Below are 20,778 nucleotides of genomic sequence, written 5' to 3' on the forward strand. Positions count from 1 at the left end.
ATTAAGCGTAAATCCAATTCCAGCAGCCGCCCATCCTGAATAAGAATTCAGCATTGAGACAACCACAGGCATATCCGCTCCTCCAATAGGAAGAATTAATAAAAATCCTAAAACAAATGAGATAATGATAATCATACTGAAGATAAAATGAGATTCAGTTTTAACAAACATATACCCCAAAAAGATTAATAAAATAGCCAATAACGCATTTAAAAGATGCTGGAATGGAAATACCAGAGGCTTTCCACTGACAAGTCCTTGCAATTTAGCAAACGCGACAACTGACCCTGTGAAAGTTATGGCACCAATCGCCACACCAAGACACATTTCAATTAGACTTCCCATTTTGATATTGCCTGAAAAGCCAATACCAAACGCTTCAGGACTCCAAAGTGCTGCCATCGCTACAAAAACAGCTGAAAGACCAACTAAACTATGAAAAGCCGCTGTTAGCTGAGGTAAGGCCGTCATTTGAATTCTGAGAGCTATCACTGTGCCTAAAGCACCACCGATTAAGACACCAGCAAGGATCATTTCAAACCCAACAACAGATGGAGAAGCAATAGTTACACCGATTGCAATGAGCATTCCTAAAACACCATAAATATTCCCACCAAGAGCAGTTTTTGGAGATGACAGTCCTCGCAAGGCCATAATAAAAAAGACAGAGGAGACAAGATAACTTAGAGCTAAAAGATTTTCAGACATCATATTTTCCTTATTTCTTCTTCATAAACATATGCAACATGCGTTGCGTAACAATAAATCCACCAAAGATATTAACTGAAGCTAAGATAACTGCCAAAAAACCAAGAATCTTAGCAAATCCCAAAGCAGATAAACCTGAGGCCAAGAGCGCTCCCACAATAATCACACTTGAAATTGCATTCGTTACCGCCATAAGAGGAGAATGTAATGCAGGTGTGACACGCCAAACGACATAATAGCCTACAAAAACTGCCAAAATAAAAACTGTAAGCCCAAAAATAAAAGGAGATACTCCTTGTTGCGTCATTGCAGCAACTGCAGCTTGCTCTTGAACAGCAGAGACAGCTTCTTTAAGATTATTTGAGGCATTTAATAAATCTGTTGACTGTTTAATAAGGTCTTGAGCCTTCTCAAGTAGTGGTGCAAAATTCATTATTAATCTCCTTAAGATTGAAATTGCGGATGAATAATTTTTCCACCATGAGTTAAAACTGCGGCTTGAAGAATCTCATCTTCTAACTCTAATTTTAGCGTCTTGGCTTCCTTATCATAAAGAAGTGATAAGAAATTTAAAATATTGCGCGCGTATAAGGCACTTGAATCTCTAGGAATTCTAGTTGCTAATTGTGGATAACCTACTATTTTCACGCCATGTTTTTCTTTAACTTTTCCAACTTCCGTTAAATTGCAATTTCCACCCGCCTCGATTGCCATATCCACAATAACGGATCCAGGCTTCATTGCTTGTACCATATCTTCTGTAATTAAAAGTGGCGCTTGCTTTCCAGGAATAAGAGCTGTTGTGATAACTATATCATTCTTGGCGATTTCTTCTTTAATTTTTGCAGATTGTCGCTTTTTATAGTCTTCACTCATTTCTTTTGCATAACCGCCTGAGCCTTCTCCACTTTCATCGGCTTCAACAAAAACAAAAGTCGCTCCTAAGCTCTCTACTTGTTCTTTTGCGGCAGCTCTAACGTCAAAAGCAGAGACCACAGCGCCTAGACGTCTTGCCGTTGCTATAGCTTGAAGTCCAGCAACACCAGCACCCAATATTAAAACACGAGCTGGTGCAATTGTGCCTGCAGCTGTCATCATCATAGGAAAAGCACGGTCAAAAACTTGAGACGCCTCAATAACCGCACGATATCCTGCAAGGTTAGTTTGAGAAGATAACACATCCATTGATTGAGCCCGTGTAATACGGGGGACAAATTCTAAAGAAAAAGAGGTTATTTTAGATTTAACATAATAACTAAGTTGTTCACGGTTGGCATAAGGTGACAACATACCAATCAGAACCACATCCTTAGGTAATAAAGAAATTTCATCAAGCTCTCCTTCACCTTTATGAAGTGGGCTTTGAACTTTCAAAACAATCTGAGCTTGAGAAACTGTACTTGAAAAATCTTTCATTATAGTTGCGCCAGCTTCTTGATATTGTTCATCAGGAATTGACGCTGAAAGACCAGCTTCTTTCTCAACGATAACTTCAAATCCCATTCCAACTAATTTCTTGACGGTATCTGGAGAAGCTGCAACACGCGTTTCTCCGGTTCTTCTCTCTTTGGGTATTGCTATTTTCATTTTTAGACTTCCTTATTCTCTTTCTAAGACTTTGCACTCATAAGTTGTGCGAAAAGTTTCTTATTATAATCTACTGAAAATCTCTGACGTATTGATTCTAAATATTGAATTAAAAGATCATTCGCCAGCTCTTGATTCATCCTTGTTTTAAACCCTGCTATTTCATTTTTAGCTCTTTCTATAGAAACCGCTTCAATGTCTTTCACAGTAGCTACAATAATATCCTTTTCTCCTTTATCATTTAATAAGGATGTAGCTGCCGCAACCTTTTTCGGCAAGAGGTAAAGTTTTGAAAGAAATTCATCAGAAAAGCGAATATTACTAGGTGCAATAGGGCCTTGTCGACCTATTTTAAGGTGAGATACTTTAAAACCTTGAAGCCCCGCGAGAGCCTCTAGATTCCCTCCTTGATTAATTTTTTCTACCCATTGCATTCCTAAATTCGCTGCTTTTTGCCCCTTCATTTGAGATACTAAAGCTTTGTAAACTTCTTTTTTTACTTGATCAAAAGGAAACAATTGAGAAAGATAAATTTTATCAACCCGAGCAATAAAATACTTACTTTCTCCTGCTTCAACAACATTGCCAACAACATTAAGTGTTTGCTGGAAAGCATCTTTTATAACCTTTAAAGCTAAAACTTTGTCATTAAGTTGGTCTTTAAAATTTAACGTATCAGAAGAAGGATTTCCATCATGAGCTACTTTAGTAATCTGACTCATGGGAATTTGATATTTTTTAGAAACTTCTTCAAGAGTAGCTCCTCCACCAATATCATCATCAATCTTATTAGTTAACTCATACAGCCTATCTGCCGCTATTTGTTTTCTCAAATCATCGACTATTTTATCTTTTACCTTTGCAAAATCTTGCCCTTTAAATTCTTCAAGACGGGACTCATATGCTTGTTTAATTTGTTCTTCGCCTAATTTAATTAGCGGCATTACGTTAGATATATTCAATGTCAGGACTGAAATATCTCGATATTCGGGCGCCGTAAAAAGGGAATGATGCTTATCATAAAACCCTTCTACTTCTTCTGGAGAAGGTTCACGATCAAGCTTTATTTTTGCACTCTCAATTGTTGCAAAAGAAATTAATCTTTTTTGTTCAATGAATGCATATATTCTTTGAACTAAACTTGCCGGAGCTTGAATTCCGCCAAAAATAGCTTCCAAAAGCTCATTTCTCAAAATTTCTTGACGAATTTCATTAAAGAAATTTACTTCAGTTAAGCCTGTTTGAGAAAGGAAAACATTAAATCTTTCACGATCAAATACGCCTTTTTCATTATGAAAATTTTTATCTTCAGTAACAATTCTGCGCAAAAAATCATCTGTAACTGTAAGGCCTAATCTTTGTGCTTCTTTATTAAGAAGCGTATCATTAACCAGCCTTTCTAAAACTAAAGGGTAAAGCTGTTTTTGTTGATCAGGAAGAAGCTTTTGATTGAGATTTGCCTCTATTCGATTTATTTCTAAATTCAAGACTCTAGAGAACTGTTGAAGGGTAATCTTAGTACCTCCAACAGATGCTATAGTCATTCCGCTTCCCCGACTTCCCAAAATTAAATCATTTCCATACCAAAGGAAACCAAAGGTTATTGCTAAGATTCCAAGAAATGAACGAAACCACCAACTCTCAGAGTGTGCTCGAATTTTTTCAATTAACATTTAAACCCTCTTTTAAATTATAAGGCATGATCTTAACGAGAACACAGCTTTAGAGCAACGGGTTTATTTTATCAAATTGCAATCATAGCTATTCTTAAAAATGTTAGATGCTAAAATGCATCCTTTATGAAATTTTAATAATTGAGAAACATACGCTCTTAAAATCATGGAAATAATAAAATCTCTACGAAATCTGCCAAACGTCGTAAAAAATTAGCTTATATTATAAGGTTTTTGAAAGAATATTGAATTGGTTGCGGGGAGAGGATTTGAACCTCTGACCTTCAGGTTATGAGCCTGACGAGCTACCTGGCTGCTCCACCCCGCGATAAGAACAGGAATGACCTTTGTTTACACGAGATAGAGAACATAAAGCAAGAAAAATATTTATAAATATCTAAAGTCTTTTGAAATTATCGCTATACCGTTTTGGGATCACCTTAATAAGAGAAGAATTTTCAACAAAATACGTCAAATTTTTTGAGCGAGCATAGGCGATAGCCATTTCACTTGTTTCGAAGAAAAGTCTTTGTTTTTCTGAATTTGTTTTAATAGAACCAGCCCATTTCATTAAAGGTTCTATATAAAGGTGTGCAGGTTGAATAAATTCAAGGACCCAATTTCTTGTTCGCCTGAGTCCCGATTGCATTGCTGATTTTTTTTGCTTATAAATTCGTACATCTGCCATAATATAACTCAATCTCGTTCAGCATTATAATTTTTAAGATCTGTGATAATATCCTTACCTACCTTCACTTGGAATGATGATTTTTCAAAATCAGCAAGTCCAAGTGGTTGCTTTCTTCCTCCCAAATTTTGCGCAAGAAAAGCTTCGGCAATACCAAAAAATGACAATCTATTTTGAGGACGCGCTAGCCCATGCCCTTCATCTGGGTATAGAACGTACGTAACAGGTATGTTTTTTGCTTCCATTTCTTTTACAATTTGATCGGATTCAGCTTGCTTAACCCGAGGATCATTAGCTCCTTGACAAATTAAAAGAGGTTTTTTTATCTGATTTACGTAGTGAATAGGTGAACGCGTCTTCAAAAATTCTTTTCCTTCAAATGTCTCAAAATCAGCACCAATTGTTACTTTAAATGCCGCAAGATAGGGTTTCCAGTAAGGAGGGATACTTTCAACTAAAGTTACAAGGTTGGAAGGGCCCACAATATCAATGCCACATGCAAAGATATCTGGCGTAAAAGTTAATCCAATCAGCGTTGCATATCCGCCATAACTTCCTCCCATAATAGCTACTTTTTCAGGATCTGCTATTTTTTGATCAATTACAAATTGCACTGCATCTAAAAGATCTTCGTGCATCTTGCCGCCCCATTCCCCATTACCAGCATTAAGAAAATTTTTCCCAAAACCAGTAGATCCTCGATAATTAACACTTAAAACAGCGTATCCTCGATTTGCAAGCCATTGTGGAATTGGCTCATATCCCCAATAATCTCGCGCAGAAGGGCCACCATGAACTAGTAAAACCAATGGTAAAGGACATATTGGCTTTTCGCAATCTTCCGGTAGGCTTAAATAACACATTAGATCCAATCCATCACGCGCTTTAATGACCATCGGTCTCATTTTTACAAGGGGCATATTTTCAAGATTAGGTCTATTTGAAAAGAGAAAAGTCTTTTGTTTTTGGTGACGGTCATAGTGATAATAATGCAAAGGGCTATTATCTTTTATAAAACCCACTATCCAATGTTGGTCATCTAACGTTCTGGATAATACCTCGATATCCCCTTCTTTTATAGATTGGAGAGTTTTTAACTCTTCAGAGATCTCTTCAACACAAAAACTCCATTCTTTGCGACCATATGTTACTGCATAAGCCTCGATCTTTTTCGTTATCGGGTTTACCATGACATCACTGATGTCAGTCCGAGCATCATCACCTATTAATGTTTGGATTCCTGTCGCAAGGTTAAATTCAAAAAGCCCCCCTGTATTCCGGCCACGACTATCAATAAGATAAAGTTGAGTTTCTTCTTTATTAAAACGAAGCGGCGTTGTTGTAAGCCTATCTTCTACAGGGATTTCTTGAAAAGGTGTTACCTTTCCTTCATTGAGATAAAACCATATACTTCCTCCCTCAGGAGTCTCTTTAGCTAAAAGTTTTAATTTTAGCTCTTCATTACAAACATAACCACTATAACTTTCGTTTTTGAAGATAAGAACCTTCTCTCCAGTACATATATTAAGTTTATAAAGATCATGATAAGCTGAGTCTCTCTCATTTATCGCAATAAGTAATTCTTGAGGCAATGAAGGACTTAATTTTTCAATGCGTGCTTGGATATTGGCTTGTGGAGTTAAGCATTTATGCTGTTTTGTTTCTACATCGACAGAAAATAGTTGCCAATTTTCATTTCCCTCTTGATCCTTCATATAAAGAAGTGTTTTGCCATCAAAAGCCCAGCTATAATTGTGAATTCCTCTTTTCTCATCTTGAGTAATAACAAAAGCATCTTTAACGTTGTTAAGAGGAGCAATCCAGATATTTAATACTTCTTGATATGGCGCCACATAGCTTAGATATTTTCCATCCGGACTAAGGCGAACACTTACTCTTTCAGGATTTCCAAATAAAACTTCTCGTTCAATCATCTTAGAAGAAGACATAACACTCCTTTAAATTCTTAAAAAAACACTCAATTAATTACCTCAAAAGTTATTTTTCAGAGGTGTTTCAAAAAATTATTTAACATGATTCTATTTCATACTCTAAAAAAATAAATTTTTTATCAAACACTTGAGCAAAAAATTTCTGTGCAATCGCTTAAAATATCCATAAAATTCAAATTATCTTATTTTAGACCATTGAATTCCCACTCCAGAATATGTATTAGTAGCTTAACTTTTCTTAAAGGGTATAAATTTTATGAATATCAACATGATAATTCTGGATTAACAATGACAACTACCCATAATAAATCTTCTCAAGAACCTTCTCGATCAGCAACGACTCTAGCACCAATTCCAAAGCTTGTTTGGACTCTTGGTTGGATGATGTTCCTGGTTAATCTGTCGTTCATCATGGTCTACAGCTACATTGGGATTTATATGAAATCCTTAGGTGTTACTATGGCGTGGATTGGCGTTGTTGAAGGAGTGGCAGAAGGTTGCTCTTACTTAATGAAATTATTATCCGGAATGTTCAGTGACTATTTACGTCGACGTAAGCCTGTGATGCTCGTCGGATATACCATGCTTGTTCTTTCAAGAGTAATTTTTAGCCTTGCAGCAAGCTTTATGCCTCTATTTGGAGCCCGACTTGTCGAACGCCTTGGAAATGGAATCCAATCAACTCCGCGAGATACAATGGTTGCAGATATTTCCCCTGCGAATCGGATTGGTGCCTCTTATGGATTAAAACGAACTCTTGCCCAATCTGGATCTTTGTTAGGTGCGATTGCCGGAATTGGTGCAATGATTTGGATGGGTGGTGATTTTAAAAAAGTATTTCAATTAGCTGCTATACCTGCATTTATCGCTTTCTTAATTCTCATTTTCTTTGTTCATGAACCTAAAAAATTTGCACATTCTGCTGTTTCTTCAGAGATTCCATTACCTGAACAAAAAAATCGTTCACGCATGCATTGGTCAAATTTACCAGCCCTTGGATCATCCTTTTGGCTCTTAATGCTCGTTGCTTCTATTTTCATGTTATCACGTTTTAGTGAAACGTTTTTAACTCTTCACGCCTACAATAACTTTGGCCTTCAAAGTGAATATGTTCCAACGATCATGTTGATCTTTAATGCTGGCTGGTGTCTTTCTTCCTACCCTGTTGGCGTATTAGCAGATCGTATGAACCGTTATTGGTTTTTAGCCATGGGAATTGTATTTTTAATTCTTGCAGATCATTTCTTGGCAACAGCAAATTCACTTCTTTGGGTTTATGTTGGATGTTTTTTCTGGGGAATCCAATATGGCGTCACTCAAAACATTTTCCTCTCATTAATTGCGGAAATCGTCCCGACAGATTTACGGGGTACTGGGTTTGGTTGTTATTATATTATCTGTGCAATTTCTGCCTATCTTGCTGATCATCTAGCCGGAGTAATTTCAGAGTATTATGGCCAAGTGTCAGCATTCTCTTTCAGTGGTGTGATTGCAACAGTCTCTCTGTTAGTGTTGATTATTATTCTTGGATATAAGAATAATCGAAAAAAGAAAAATGCTTTAGTTAGTTAGGATAGACTTTCTATGTTAATGTATAGAAAAGCTGATGAATTCCTCAGCTTTTTTTATTCTCATCTTTAAAATTATTCTAATCCCAATTCTTCAAGTATAAGGTGAGCCTGACTTGAGCTTATTGACATATTATTTTCAAGATAAGAGACCATTTTCTCATTAGTTAAATTACTTTCTGTTTCTTTCTTCAACTTCATTATAAGTTCCCCTGCCCTTACCAAATCCCCTTCTTTAGGATGCCACTCTGTAAGTTGATCTAGCTGTGCTTTTTCTGGGATAGCAATCTCTAGAGAAGATTCTTCTTTTGGAGACAAAATAGATTTTTCTGACTGATTGAATGCTAAAGGCTCTGTTGGTGCATGAGGTGGCAAAGGAGCTTCCACACTTGGCTCAACATCAAGGAATGGCTCTCTTTTATGCTGATTACAGGCAACGAGTACCGATGAACTAATAAGCAAAAATAAATTTATTTTATTCACAGAACACCTTTCTTTCTATATATCGAGTTGTATCAAATTTATCGCTTAAATAAGATCTACTAGTTTCAATTCCAAATAAAGGAAATAATTTTAAGGGATTTTAAAAGGAAGCCTTGTTAATGAATTTTTTTAGTACTTTGAGAATCTCATGAACTACAGTTCAAAGTTCTCATAATAGAATTCTAGACAAAAATATTGCTTTTCTATCTAAGTCAAAAATTATATTTATGATTTTACTGATTAGCCTTCTCTTAAGAAATCTATGATAAGAATTTGATGAAAGTAGAGACAATAAGAGAGAAGATTAATATACATGATAAAATTAAGTGTTATAGTCGCTGTCGGCATCGGCGGAGCTTTTGGCGCAATTTTAAGAACCATCTTATGTCGCCATTTGCCAACATTCTTTCTAACATATTTCCCTGCCCCTATATTTTTAGTTAATATATTCGGTTGCTTTTTAATGGGAGTTCTTATTGAACTTATGGCCTCATATTGGACACCTAATAATTTGCTTAAAGAGTTTGTGACAACTGGGTTTCTTGGAGGCTTTACAACATTTTCTGCATTTTCTTTAGAATATGCTCTCATCGTGGAGAGAGGATTAAACATTTGGGCCTTAATTTATGCTTCAGTAACTTTTATTGGTGTTATTACTGCCTTCTTCGCCGGTTTAAAAATTGTAAAATTCATTTTAAATTTTTAAATGTCATCAACCAATTAAAAAATAACGTATTATAATGAAGTCTTCTCGAGAAAAGCCTCAATGGCATATGTGAGCGCTATAGGGACTTCCTGCATTGGATAATGCCCCGTCCCTTCTAAAACAATTATCTGGATGTTAGAGTACCATTTCCCAAATGTTGCATGCATTACATCTTCTTGCACTCCTTCTGAATCATGAGCTCCTGCTAACACTAAAATAGGCGTCTTAAGGCCTTTTATATAATCAACAAAATTAGTTTCTGTGAACATATTCAAATAAGCAACTCTCGCTTCAGAAGAAGAGCTCTCTCTCCAGTGTCTTACTTTAAGTTCTGCAAAATTCTTCCCGTAACGATGACTTGTCATCAAACCAATCATTTGTTCAGCAATTTCATCATTATTTCGAGCCCCCTCTTCTAAAAATCCTTTTACTTCTTCAGGTACAGGAGAACCACAAGCAGGTATCGGTGTAATTGCAATACATGATAAAATACGTTTTTGCGCTTTATACATAAGGTATTGAGCAATCATTCCACTCATCGAATGCCCAATAATATGAAACTGGCTCCATTTTAAAGCATCCGCAACGGCTAAAATATCTTGAGTAGCTTCTTCGATAGAACACTCGCCGGTAATAGCTCTAGAACGACCATATCCACGCAAATCAACAAATGCATAAGTAAATTTTTTCGTATTTAGATGAGGTTGAATAGCATCGTAACTTGTAAAAAACCAATCATGCATCACAATTACATGTTCTGAGCCATATCCATAAGTACGATAAGAAATTGTCATATATTAATTCCCTTTAAAAATTTTCTTGATCTTCTTTCCATGCTTCAAACATCAAAATACTCCATAATTGATGTTGATAATTTCCCTGACCTTGCAAATGCTTCTGCCACATCTGTCGAACTTGTTTCACCTCAAAAAAAGCACTATTTTCTAATCTGTTTTCAGAAATAAATTCCTCACCCCAATCCCTTAAGGGACCTTTTAACCATTTTCCAAGAGGAATACCAAATCCCATTTTAGGTCTTTCTACAAGCCCTTTGGGAACATAACGATAAAGAATTTGCCGTAAAATCCATTTTGTGGACCCATCTCTAATTTTCATATTGAGGGGAAGCTTCCAAGCAAGATCAACAATACGATGATCAAGAAGTGGAACACGTGCTTCAAGGCTTACAGCCATTGAGGCACGATCAACTTTTGCAAGAATATCATCAGGAAGATATTTGATAAGATCCCAATATTGTATTGAATCCATAAAGTTTGAAAACTGATTTTCAGACTGAAATATATTCGTATTGTGTTGGTTTCGTAAAAAATTTGTAGATGTTTTTCGTTGACTTAAAAGGATTTCATAAAGCTCTTTAGCATCTTTAGATTTCAAAATGTTTGCAAATTTATAAAGTTTATCTCCTGCTTGCGGTAAAAGACTTGAAGGAATCATTCTATCCCAAAAATCTTCATTTCCTAATTTTATGCTATTTCCTATAATATTTCTAAATACTAAAGGTAAAAAACTATAAATCTTCTGCATTCGTGCGGCGATACGATGACGATTGTAACCTGCAAAAAGTTCATCTCCTCCATCACCAGAAAGAACTACTTTTACGGATTTCCGAGCAAGATTCGAAACTAAATATGTTGGAATTTGAGATGCATCTGCAAAAGGTTCATCAAAATACTTAGGCAATTGAGAGATGACTGAAGTCGCATCCTGAGGTGTTAGAATTAATTCATGATGATCTGTTTTTAAGTATTGAGCAATAATCCGAGCATTTTCAGCTTCATTGAACCCTTCTTCTTCAAAACCAATAGAATATGTTTTTATAGGACTAGAACTTAAGCTTTGCAGGATAGAAACAACAGTTGAACTATCAACACCACCAGATAAAAAGGCACCCAAAGGCACATCTGCTATCATCTGTCTTTTTATAGAGTCTTTTAAGAGTCGCTCGAGCTCATCAATTGTACTTTTGTCATCGTAAATCTTGCTTTCTCTTAAATTGAGACCTTCTTGAACAATTTTTGATGGATCCCAAAAAACTTTTCGTTCATCTTTTCCATGCTCATTAAAAATTATTAAGGTACCTGGTAAAAGTTTATAAATATCATTGTAAATTGTCTGTGGCGCAGGAATAAAATTATATTTAAAATAGTTATTTAAGGCCTCTGGATTAAGTTTTCGCTCGAATTTATCATAAGATAATAAGGCTTTTAGTTCAGATCCAAAAAGAAGAGTTTTTCCAATTTTTCCATAATATAGAGGCTTAATTCCAAGCCGATCCCGCACTAGTATCAGTTTTTTTTCTTTTTGATCCCATAAGCCAAATGCAAACATACCGTTTAAACGACTCACCGTATCAACAATACCCCACCGAGCACAAGCTTCTAGAATGACCTCTGTATCTGAATGACCGCGAAAATTAAATCCTTCTTTTTCAAGTAATTGGCGCAGTTCAGGGGCATTATAAATCTCACCATTATAGACAATGACGTAACGCCCATCCTTTGATATCATTGGTTGATGACCTGCTGGAGACAAATCTTGGACAGCAAGACGTCTCATCCCTAATGCAATCCCTTGTTCAACCTCATTCCAAATTCCTTCGTCATCTGGCCCTCGGTGAGAAAGGCTCGCAGTCATTTGAGAAATTTGTTTCTTCATTAAATCAGAAGAAGTTGCTCTTGAAAAATCAAGAAAACCTGCAATACCACACATTTATGAACTTTTCATTTTTGTCATTTCTGAATTTAGAAATTAACGTGTAAATAAATTGTTGTAAATCTTAAAAGAATTAAGAATAAGTGACTTAGTTTTTTAAATAAATTAAATATTGTGGATAATCATGAGCCTCTAAAGCTTTCATCTCATACCGGGTTGAAGGCCAAGCATCTGGCTTTTCTTGGCTACATAGTTGAAGTTGAAATTCAGAAACAGTTTGAAATGCTTGTTGCATATGCTCAATATAATCTGCCACATCAGAAGCAAGACGAACCTCTCCCCCCTTTTTTACTATCCGGCTTAACTCAGCCACTAATTTAGGGCTTACGATTCGTCTTTTATGATGTTTTTTCTTAGGCCAAGGATCAGGGAAAAGAATAAAAACTTTTTGAATTGAGTTATCAGGTAATTCTTGAAGTAAAAGCCGTACATCATCGGGAAATAATTGTACGTTATTAAGTTGCTTCTCGAATCTAAATTGTAAAAAAGATGCTACACCATTCATAAAGGCTTCGGCCCCAATAAACCCTACTTTTGGATTCTGTTCAGCCAATGCAGCTAAATGTTCTCCACCACCAAATCCAATTTCAAGACAAATTTCTTGCACACTTGGGAACATTTCTTTTAAATCCAAAGGAAATTTAACCCTATAAAGATCTAAAGTTTTCAAGAATTCTGTTTTTTGCTTTTTTAAAGAACGCCCTTTACGCCGGCCATAAAATTTCTCGACTGCTTGTAGTGTCATCTTTTGCTCAATTTCTATTTTTTATACTTCTTCTCTGACTAAAGAAACTGCAAAAAAATAACAATGAGAAAAAGAACAAAAGACCAAAAAAAATACGATCTCCATATAAAGAATAAAACGTTGGTGAAGGTGATGGCATAGGAAGTTCTGTATCAATGACACCCTCTGTATCTAAAGGTAAGCTTGCTTTGATACGCCCATAAGCATCAATAACAGCAGAAATTCCTGTGTTCGCTACGCGCATATAAGGTAAACCTTCTTCAATAGCCCGAGCACGATTGATAACAAGGTGCTGATAAGGACCTGAAGTTGGACCATACCAAGCATCATTCGTTGCATTATAAATCCATTCAGGTCGTTCCCCTTCCCTTCCTTTGACTTCTCCAGGAAAGATCCCTTCATAACAAACAAGAGGACTAAATGGAGGTAATCCTGTTATTTTAAGAGTTCTAGGGCCAAATCCAGATGAAAAATCGATAGATCCAACTGTTATCTTTTTAATAAAACTTGGAAAAAATGAACGCATAGGAACATATTCTCCAAAAGGGACCAAATGACTTTTATCATAAATCTCCTCTATTTCACCTTTTGCCGTTATAACAAATATACTATTCCAAATTTGAACGTTAGAAACTGAATGTTTTTTAAGGCGAATACCACCCGTCATTAAGTATCCTTGAGAGGGAATAATACTTATTAAACGTTGACGACGTTCATGATCATATTCAAGGAAGAAAGGAATCGCGGATTCAGGCCAGAGAATATGCGTAATTTTCTTTCTCGCAGGAGAATTTGTAAGGGCTAAAATATGTTCAAAATTCTTATCTGCATATTCGCGATTCCATTTGAGTTTTTGAGAAATATTAGGTTGTACAATCCTTAAATAGACATCTGGAATTGATTCCTCTTTTACATGCAAGAGACGCCATTTTCCTCCTCCCCAAAGACTTCCTAAAAGGAGGGTCGCGAATAAAAAATAAGAAAGACTTTTTTTAAGAGATTCCGCAGTAACAGTACAATATAACAATGTAGCAATAAAAATGGTGATAAAACTTAAGCCATAAATTCCTAGAAATGATAAACTTTGGCTAATTGTTTCATATGGCACCCAAGTATATCCTATAAGATTCCACGGTAATCCTGTAAATAAATGTCCTCGGAGCCATTCAAAAAAAGCCCAAGTGATGCTAAAGAAAAGTGCTTGTTCTAAGCCTTTAACTTGTAAAGTTTTCGCAAAAAAAGTGACTGGCGCAATAAAAAAACTTAAAATAGCCGGAAGTCCTAAAACAATAAAAGGAATAAGCCAACCAAACTGTTTCAAATCTACACCTAAAGCAAAAGAAATCCAATAAAGACCCGTTGTAAAATGGCCTAAACCAAACCACCAACCAATCGCAAAAGCCTGTTTCCATGAGTTTGTTGAGGCGTTATTAAGGAGCCATAAAAGCCCTCCCACTGAAAAGAAGACCATGAAGAACCACGAAAATGGTTCAAAAGCTAAAGTTCCAAGAGCTCCCAATAAAAAAGCTATAGTAAAAACCCTCCAAGATCTCGAAATCAGCATTCTATTAATCATCTTGGAGGAAGTTTAATTCTTACAGTGTTAACGCGTCGAGGGCTTGCATCAAGGATTTCGAATAATACCCCAGAACTATGTTTAATGACTTCTTTTTGATCAGGAACACGACCTGTTATATACATCACAAGCCCTCCCACTGTATCGATGTCATCTTCTCGTTCTTCGGCTGTTAAAATAGCGCCAACTTCTTCTTCTAAATCTTGGATCAATAATCTTGCATCTACAACATAAGTTCGGCTATTTTCCTTTGTCAATTGAGCTGAAATTTCAGGAGTATGACCATCCTGAAGATCTCCTAATACTTCACGGATAATATCCCAAGACGTCACTAAACCATCAATCCCCCCAAACTCATCAACAACGAGAGCCATAGGAATTTGAGTGGCACGCATCTGCAATAAAAGATCAAGTAAACGCATCGAAGGAGGCACAAATAATACTTGTTGCAATATCTTACGTACATCAAAGTCCTTTATTTTTGACCAAATAGCGACATCTTTTGCGTGGATGTGCCCCAAAACATCATCTAACGTTGTATGGTAAACAGGAAATCTCGTAAATGGTTTCTCACTCATCAGTTTCGTAAGATCTTTAAAAGAAATATCATGAGGAATTGAGACTATATCAGCACGAGGAATCATAACATCGTCTACAGTAATATCTCTCAACGCAAGAGTATTAGAAAGTAAAATACGTTCTTCTTCGTTTAAGGATGATTCTTCTTTAGGAGCCTCTTGAATTAACTCTGTTATCGTTTCTCTTACAGATTCATTTCGTCGAAGTGATAATTTTTCAAGTATCCCTCTAATTTTTTTAAGCACTAGTTGTCTCCTCTCCATTATAAGGATTTGCTATCCCAAAATAATTTAAAAACCTCTTTTCAAGTTCTTCCATAACAAATGCTTCATTCTCCGTTTCATGATCATATCCTAATAAATGCAAGGTTCCATGAATCACGAGATGAGTTAAATGGTCTTGAAATTGCTTCTTCTGCTCCTTTGATTCACAAAGAATAGTATTATATGCAAGAATAATATCACCATATAGCGGTTTTACATTGTATATAAATGAAAGCACATTAGTAGGTTTGTTATTTCCTCGATATTTAAAATTTAGCTGTTGAATAGCAGTATCATCCACAAATGAAACTGAAATTTCATAAACATCTTCTTTTTCATGTTCAAGAACATGCTTAACAATTCTAGAGGTAAATTTTTTTAAATCTAACTCCAGATTTTTCCATTCTTTATCTTTTATATGAATAGAGAGTTCTTGAAACTTATCTGCAAAAGGAGTGAATGAGGACAAAATAGGCCACCATTAATTAAAATTACTTATTTTATTTATCATAAGCCCGCACTATTTTACTAACAAGCGGATGACGTACAACATCATTTTCATTAAAATAATTAATAGCAATTCCTTCTATATTATTCAATTTTTCAATTGAGTCTTTCAAGCCACTTATATTCCCCGGCGGTAAATCAATTTGAGATAAGTCCCCTGTTATGACCATCCTAGAATCTTCTCCCATCCGCGTTAAAAACATCTTCATTTGAGAAATAGTTGTATTTTGCGCTTCATCCAAAATGATATAAGCTTTTGAAAGGGTTCGCCCCCTCATAAATGCAAGAGGGGCAATTTCTATCTCTCCTGAGACTAGCCTCTTATTTACTTGTTCAGATGGCAGCATATCATAAAGTGCATCGTAAAGAGGACGCAAATAAGGATCAACTTTTTCTTTCAAATCTCCAGGAAGGAATCCTAATCTTTCTCCAGCTTCAACAGCTGGTCTTGATAAAATAATTCGTTGAATTTGGCCAGAGAGCAACGCAGATACAGCTGTAGCCATAGCTAAATAAGTTTTTCCTGTACCAGCAGGACCAATTGCAAACACTAAATCATTTTTTTGCAAGGCATGAATATAATTTGTCTGCCCAGGTGTTCTCGGGCTAATAACACGCCGACGCGTCGGTATAATCACTTCAAAAGATTCTTGAACTTGAGAAGATACATTCACACTGCTTGCAAGGATCATTCGTAATGCTGCATCAACTTCTGCAATACTTACAACAAGTCCTTTTTTCAATCTGTCATAAAGACGATTAAGGACATTTTGTGCAGCAACCACACTACCTGATTCTCCTGTAACAATTAATTGATTTCCTCGTGCTTTAATAAGTACGCCTAAACTATTTTCAATTTTAAGCAAATGCTGATCACGTTCACCAAATAAAAGGGATAAAAGACGATTATCATCAAATTCTACATCAAGTGTAATATGAGCATTATTTCCCATGATTAAAGTCTTCCCCCTCTTTAATTTACTAATTATATGGCAACTTTTTCTTGTATTATGACTGTTCCTGTCAAACTATTCTGAGTTGCATGAGTAATTAATATATCTACACACTGCCCTATTAAACGTGGTGTAGCTTCGGCATAAACAGATTGTAAATAAGGACTCCGCCCCACTAATTGCCCTGAGTGACGTCCTTCTTTTTCAAAAAGCACAGAGATCTTTTTTCCTATCAGAGACTGATTAAAAGATCTTTGTTGCTCAAATAATAAAGCTTGCAAACGAGAGAGACGCTCTGTTTTTACTTCTTCAGGGACTTGATCTTCTAGTACAGATGCAGGTGTTCCTGGACGAGGACTATACTTAAAAGAAAAAGCAGAGGCAAAATTCACCTTAGCCACAAGCTCAAGTGTATCTTCAAAATCTTTATCTTTTTCACCAGGATACCCAACAATAAAATCTGAAGAAAATGCTATATCAGGCCGAGCTGATCTAAGCTTATCAATAATATCTAAATAATAAGAAGCCGTGTGCTTCCGATTCATTAATTTTAGAATTCGATCGGAGCCAGATTGAATGGGTAAATGTAAATATGGCATGAGTTTTTCAATATCGCGATGGGCATTAATTTGGTCATCATTTACATCTGCCGGATGGGACGTTACATATCGTATACGTTTAAGGGCTGGAATAAGTGAAAGATATTGAATAAGCTTTCCTAAAGTCCATATTTCTCCATCTTCATCAGAAAATGCTCCATGGTATGCATTTACATTTTGACCAAGAAGTGTAATTTCTTGCACACCCTTTTCAACAAGTCGACAAGCTTCTTCATAAATAGTTTCAACAGGTCTAGAATATTCAGCTCCCCTTGTATAAGGAACGACGCAGAAATGACAAAACTTATCACATCCTTCTTGGATTGAGAGAAATGCGGATACTCCCTGAGGGTCAGAAGTTTCAGGTAAGAAATCAAATTTACTTTCGATGGGAAAATCTATCTCTAAAACACCACGACCAGGTCCTTCAGTTACAGCTGTCTTTCTTTCTATTTCTGCCAAAATCTGTGGAAGTTTATGATAACTTTGTGGCCCCACAATTACATCAACATATTGTGCACGCCTGAGAATTTCCTCTCCTTCAGCCTGAGCTGTACACCCGGCAACAGCAATAACCATGTTTTGATTTTTTAACTTTTTAGCTTCTTTATACTCTCGAATACGACCTAATTCTGAATAAACTTTTTCACTAGCTTTTTCACGAATATGACAGGTGTTTAATATCACCATATCAGCGTCTTCAGGTAATTCTGTTACTATAAATCCTAAAGGTTTTAACAAATCTGCCATACGTTCTGAATCATAAACGTTCATTTGGCATCCATAAGTCTTAATATATAATTTTTTTTTCTTTTTTAAATCAGACATCTTAAATTATAAAATTTCTAATACTTTAGGTTAAAATAAAAACAAAAGCGCGGTTTGTAAAGAACCGCGCTTTTGTTTTTGAGCATCTTTAAAAATTAAGCTGCTTCAGCTTCACGACGTTTACGACCTAGACCGATCTTCATCGCTAAAAAACTTCTTTGTTTCGCATAATTAGGAGCAACCATTGGATAATCAGGTCCAAGTCCCCAACGCTCACGATACTGTTCAGGTGTCATGTTGTAAGCTGTCTTTAGGTGGCGTTTCAGCATTTTTAACTTTTTACCGTCTTCCAAGCATACGATATATTCATCATTGATAGATTTTTTAACAGGAACCGCTGGTTCTGGGCGATCAACAAACCCTGTTGACTGACCTGTTAATTCACTTAAAGTAGAAGAAACTTGCTTAAGTAAGCGAGGAAGCTCATTAATATCAATTGTATTATGAGAAACATAAGCAGAAACGATATCAGTAGTCATACTGAGCAGCTCAAAGGACTGAGTATCATTTACGGGCTTATTAAGAGAGTTTGTCATTGTATTTCCTTTCTTGTTTTTTTACTTATTTTTTTTCTTTGATTGCTTTAAAAAAAGCTCCTCACTTAACTAAATGATTCCCTTTTTATATTTTAATATATTTATATCTTTGTCCAATGGTTTAGAATATTTATTCTAAATAATCAAGCAATTTTTTGTAAATTAATTAATTATTCAATTTGATTTCTAAAAGTAACGCATCAGCTTGTTTTTTATCATTTAATAAATAATAATTTTTTCGTCGCCCATAGGCCTTAAAATTTAAACTTTTATACAATAAAAGGGCTTCTTTATTATATTCACTTACCTCCAAAAGTAGCCTCTTTGCCCCTTTTATAAAAAGTTTCTTTATTGTTGTCTTTATTAATTCTTTTCCAATACCTTGTTGTCTACAATTTTTCGAAACACCTAAAGTTAATATTTCGGCATCATCAATAATATACTGCAATAAAATAAATCCACATAACTGCTCTTCTGAAGAAACTGCTTTAAAACCAAAAACGCCAGGATTTACAGTTAAAAGAACTTCAAATTCATTTTTTGACCATGCACAATCAAAAGCTGATGCATGTAGAGTCGCTGCTTGCTCACATACTTCAAAATTAAAAGGTACTATTTTGTAATCCACTATTTCTTAGGCTGCGTTATATCAGGTGATCGCAAGTAAAATGGCTTTTCATCACTGTAATACCTTGCTTTTAAATTTTTCGCTGCAATTTCTAGTAAAGTTTCAGCTGTGGGCATGCTTGTAATAACTTCAACATTTTGCCTATCAACCACTAAATCTTGAACAAATATAGCACCATCTCCTATAATTAAAGTAGGTTTAGAGGTTATAAGATTTGCAATTTCTTGCCCTGTAAGTAATTCGGGATCTTGATTTGTTATTGCATATTTTTTGAAAAATAATTCTTCTCGCTGAGAATTTAAAATAACATATATTTCTTCATATTTTTGTTTCTCTTTGACTGTCTCAAAAACCCAATCAAAAGAATTAAAAGTAACTAAAGGTATTCCTAACGCTAATCTGAAGCCACGCGCCAAAGAAAGGCCCACACGCAACCCTGTAAATGAACCAGGACCAAGTGTTGTTGAAATCAGATCAATGTCTTCAAATTTCAGATTTACTTCTTGCAAGGCCTCAATAATAAGTGGAAGCGCTTTAGTATCTTGACCTCGTACTTCTCTTACTTCTCGGAATGCTCTCTGATTATCGCAGTTTTGCACTGCAATGGAGAGAGAAAAATTTGCACTTTCAAACGCTAGAATATTCACAACAATTTTAAGTCATAGTAATAAGTTGATTTATCTCAGCATAATTAATAGATAAAGTAAAGAAAACACGAGAAAATTCAAAAAATATTTCATCAGAAAAATTTTCCCATTTCCTGACGCTTTGAACCTTACGTTAAAAGCAGAAAATTTAAAAATTATGTTATATTCTTTTTGCCATTTAAATTAAGGAAATATCCAATGCTATCTCATCTTCCTATTCTTTATTCATTTCGGCGTTGTCCATATGCGATGAGAGCAAGATTAGCACTTTATTCCTCAAAAATTCCCCATGAACATAGGGAAGTAGATTTAAAAAATAAGCCCTTTGAATTGCTTACTCTTTCTCCGAAAGGGACTGTCCCTATAATGTTATTAGAAAATGGCACTCTTCTTGAGGAAAGCTTAGATATCATGAGATGGTCTTTCCCAGCATCAAATTTATCAAAAGAAGAACTCTCACTAATTCGAGAAAATGACACAACTTTTAAACATGCCTTAGATCGCTATAAATACCCTGGCCGATATTCAGAAGAAAATAATAAGGTCTATCGGGAGGAATGCGAACATTTTGTAAGAAAACTTGAGGATCAATTGACCCCATTTTTAAAAGGAAACTCTATATCTTTTGTGGACCTAGCAATATTTCCTTTCATTCGGCAATTTTCCAGAGTTACACCTAATTGGTTCGAGGCCCAGCCTTACCCTCATATAAAATCATGGCTAAATCTTTTGAATTCAAGTCAATTATTTAAAGATATCATGCAAAAATTCTTATTTTGGACACCTGAAGATAAATCAAATTTGGTATTATTCTAAATA

Annotated in this window: 21 protein-coding genes and 1 tRNA gene; 3 read left to right on the top strand and 19 right to left on the bottom strand. The window is 35.4% G+C overall.

Annotation, left to right across the window (positions count from 1 at the left end):
• From J0H12_02960 to J0H12_02990, 7 genes are all read right to left on the bottom strand, one after another.
• On the bottom strand, positions 1-708 hold a 708-nt coding region (locus tag J0H12_02960), incomplete at its 3' end, for an NAD(P)(+) transhydrogenase (Re/Si-specific) subunit beta (protein MBN9412873.1).
• Positions 709-718: 10 nt separating this feature from the next.
• Positions 719-1,141, bottom strand: a complete 423-nt coding sequence (locus tag J0H12_02965; GenBank protein ID MBN9412874.1) for an NAD(P) transhydrogenase subunit alpha — start codon at positions 1,139-1,141, stop codon at positions 719-721.
• An 11-nt stretch (positions 1,142-1,152) separates the two neighbouring features.
• Positions 1,153-2,295 (bottom strand): Re/Si-specific NAD(P)(+) transhydrogenase subunit alpha, encoded by a 1,143-nt coding sequence (locus J0H12_02970; protein ID MBN9412875.1) that lies wholly within the window; start codon positions 2,293-2,295, stop codon positions 1,153-1,155.
• Positions 2,296-2,318: 23 nt separating this feature from the next.
• Positions 2,319-3,968, bottom strand: a complete 1,650-nt coding sequence (locus J0H12_02975) for a peptidylprolyl isomerase (GenBank protein MBN9412876.1) — start codon at positions 3,966-3,968, stop codon at positions 2,319-2,321.
• A gap of 251 nt (positions 3,969-4,219) precedes the next feature.
• Positions 4,220-4,296: transfer RNA gene (locus tag J0H12_02980), tRNA-Met, on the bottom strand.
• Positions 4,297-4,365: 69 nt separating this feature from the next.
• Positions 4,366-4,656 carry an ETC complex I subunit gene (locus tag J0H12_02985; protein MBN9412877.1) on the bottom strand — a complete coding sequence of 97 codons (291 nt, stop codon included), beginning with the start codon at positions 4,654-4,656 and terminating at the stop codon, positions 4,366-4,368.
• 8 nt (positions 4,657-4,664) lie between these two features.
• Positions 4,665-6,605, bottom strand: a complete 1,941-nt coding sequence (locus J0H12_02990) for a S9 family peptidase (protein ID MBN9412878.1) — start codon at positions 6,603-6,605, stop codon at positions 4,665-4,667.
• Between the two features lie 291 nt (positions 6,606-6,896).
• Here J0H12_02990 and J0H12_02995 point away from each other — a divergent pair, with 291 nt between their 5' ends.
• Entirely contained in the window at positions 6,897-8,180 is a 1,284-nt protein-coding gene (locus tag J0H12_02995) for an MFS transporter (GenBank protein ID MBN9412879.1), read from the top strand.
• Positions 8,181-8,251: 71 nt separating this feature from the next.
• On the opposite strand, the gene J0H12_03000 is transcribed toward J0H12_02995, so the two are convergent.
• Positions 8,252-8,659 (bottom strand): hypothetical protein, encoded by a 408-nt coding sequence (locus J0H12_03000; GenBank protein ID MBN9412880.1) that lies wholly within the window; start codon positions 8,657-8,659, stop codon positions 8,252-8,254.
• 313 nt (positions 8,660-8,972) lie between these two features.
• On the opposite strand from J0H12_03000, the gene J0H12_03005 reads away from it, so the two are divergent.
• Positions 8,973-9,365 (top strand): CrcB family protein, encoded by a 393-nt coding sequence (locus tag J0H12_03005; protein ID MBN9412881.1) that lies wholly within the window; start codon positions 8,973-8,975, stop codon positions 9,363-9,365.
• Positions 9,366-9,394: 29 nt separating this feature from the next.
• On the opposite strand, the gene J0H12_03010 is transcribed toward J0H12_03005, so the two are convergent.
• From J0H12_03010 to tsaB, 11 genes are all read right to left on the bottom strand, one after another.
• The gene (locus J0H12_03010; protein ID MBN9412882.1) at positions 9,395-10,159 is read right to left on the bottom strand and encodes an alpha/beta hydrolase; all 765 of its coding nucleotides are present in this window, start codon (positions 10,157-10,159) and stop codon (positions 9,395-9,397) included.
• A 13-nt stretch (positions 10,160-10,172) separates the two neighbouring features.
• Positions 10,173-12,095 (bottom strand): asparagine synthase (glutamine-hydrolyzing), encoded by a 1,923-nt coding sequence (gene asnB / locus J0H12_03015; GenBank protein ID MBN9412883.1) that lies wholly within the window; start codon positions 12,093-12,095, stop codon positions 10,173-10,175.
• 91 nt (positions 12,096-12,186) lie between these two features.
• A complete protein-coding gene (trmB, locus tag J0H12_03020) occupies positions 12,187-12,843 on the bottom strand; it encodes a tRNA (guanosine(46)-N7)-methyltransferase TrmB (GenBank protein ID MBN9412884.1) in 657 nt (218 codons plus the stop codon).
• A 7-nt stretch (positions 12,844-12,850) separates the two neighbouring features.
• On the bottom strand, positions 12,851-14,407 hold the full coding sequence (gene lnt, locus J0H12_03025) for an apolipoprotein N-acyltransferase (protein ID MBN9412885.1): 1,557 nt from the start codon (positions 14,405-14,407) through the stop codon (positions 12,851-12,853).
• Between the two features lie 8 nt (positions 14,408-14,415).
• The gene (locus J0H12_03030; protein MBN9412886.1) at positions 14,416-15,243 is read right to left on the bottom strand and encodes an HlyC/CorC family transporter; all 828 of its coding nucleotides are present in this window, start codon (positions 15,241-15,243) and stop codon (positions 14,416-14,418) included.
• Positions 15,236-15,730, bottom strand: coding sequence for an rRNA maturation RNase YbeY (gene ybeY, locus J0H12_03035; GenBank protein MBN9412887.1), 495 nt, complete (start codon positions 15,728-15,730; stop codon positions 15,236-15,238). The genes J0H12_03030 and ybeY overlap by 8 nt, the downstream gene beginning before the upstream one ends.
• A 31-nt stretch (positions 15,731-15,761) precedes the next feature.
• Complete coding sequence (locus J0H12_03040) at positions 15,762-16,721, bottom strand: PhoH family protein (GenBank protein ID MBN9412888.1); 960 nt, start codon at positions 16,719-16,721, stop codon at positions 15,762-15,764.
• 32 nt (positions 16,722-16,753) lie between these two features.
• Positions 16,754-18,148 carry a tRNA (N6-isopentenyl adenosine(37)-C2)-methylthiotransferase MiaB gene (gene miaB, locus J0H12_03045; GenBank protein MBN9412889.1) on the bottom strand — a complete coding sequence of 465 codons (1,395 nt, stop codon included), beginning with the start codon at positions 18,146-18,148 and terminating at the stop codon, positions 16,754-16,756.
• A gap of 95 nt (positions 18,149-18,243) precedes the next feature.
• The gene (locus tag J0H12_03050; GenBank protein ID MBN9412890.1) at positions 18,244-18,684 is read right to left on the bottom strand and encodes a MucR family transcriptional regulator; all 441 of its coding nucleotides are present in this window, start codon (positions 18,682-18,684) and stop codon (positions 18,244-18,246) included.
• Positions 18,685-18,850: 166 nt separating this feature from the next.
• Positions 18,851-19,312, bottom strand: coding sequence for a GNAT family N-acetyltransferase (locus tag J0H12_03055; protein MBN9412891.1), 462 nt, complete (start codon positions 19,310-19,312; stop codon positions 18,851-18,853).
• On the bottom strand, positions 19,312-19,959 hold the full coding sequence (gene tsaB / locus J0H12_03060; protein MBN9412892.1) for a tRNA (adenosine(37)-N6)-threonylcarbamoyltransferase complex dimerization subunit type 1 TsaB: 648 nt from the start codon (positions 19,957-19,959) through the stop codon (positions 19,312-19,314). The genes J0H12_03055 and tsaB overlap by 1 nt, the downstream gene beginning before the upstream one ends.
• A gap of 198 nt (positions 19,960-20,157) precedes the next feature.
• Here tsaB and J0H12_03065 point away from each other — a divergent pair, with 198 nt between their 5' ends.
• Entirely contained in the window at positions 20,158-20,775 is a 618-nt protein-coding gene (locus J0H12_03065; GenBank protein MBN9412893.1) for a glutathione S-transferase, read from the top strand.
• Positions 20,776-20,778 lie beyond the last annotated feature (3 nt).

The organism is Candidatus Paracaedimonas acanthamoebae, from assembly GCA_017307065.1.
GTDB lineage: Bacteria > Pseudomonadota > Alphaproteobacteria > Caedimonadales > Caedimonadaceae > Paracaedimonas > Paracaedimonas acanthamoebae_A.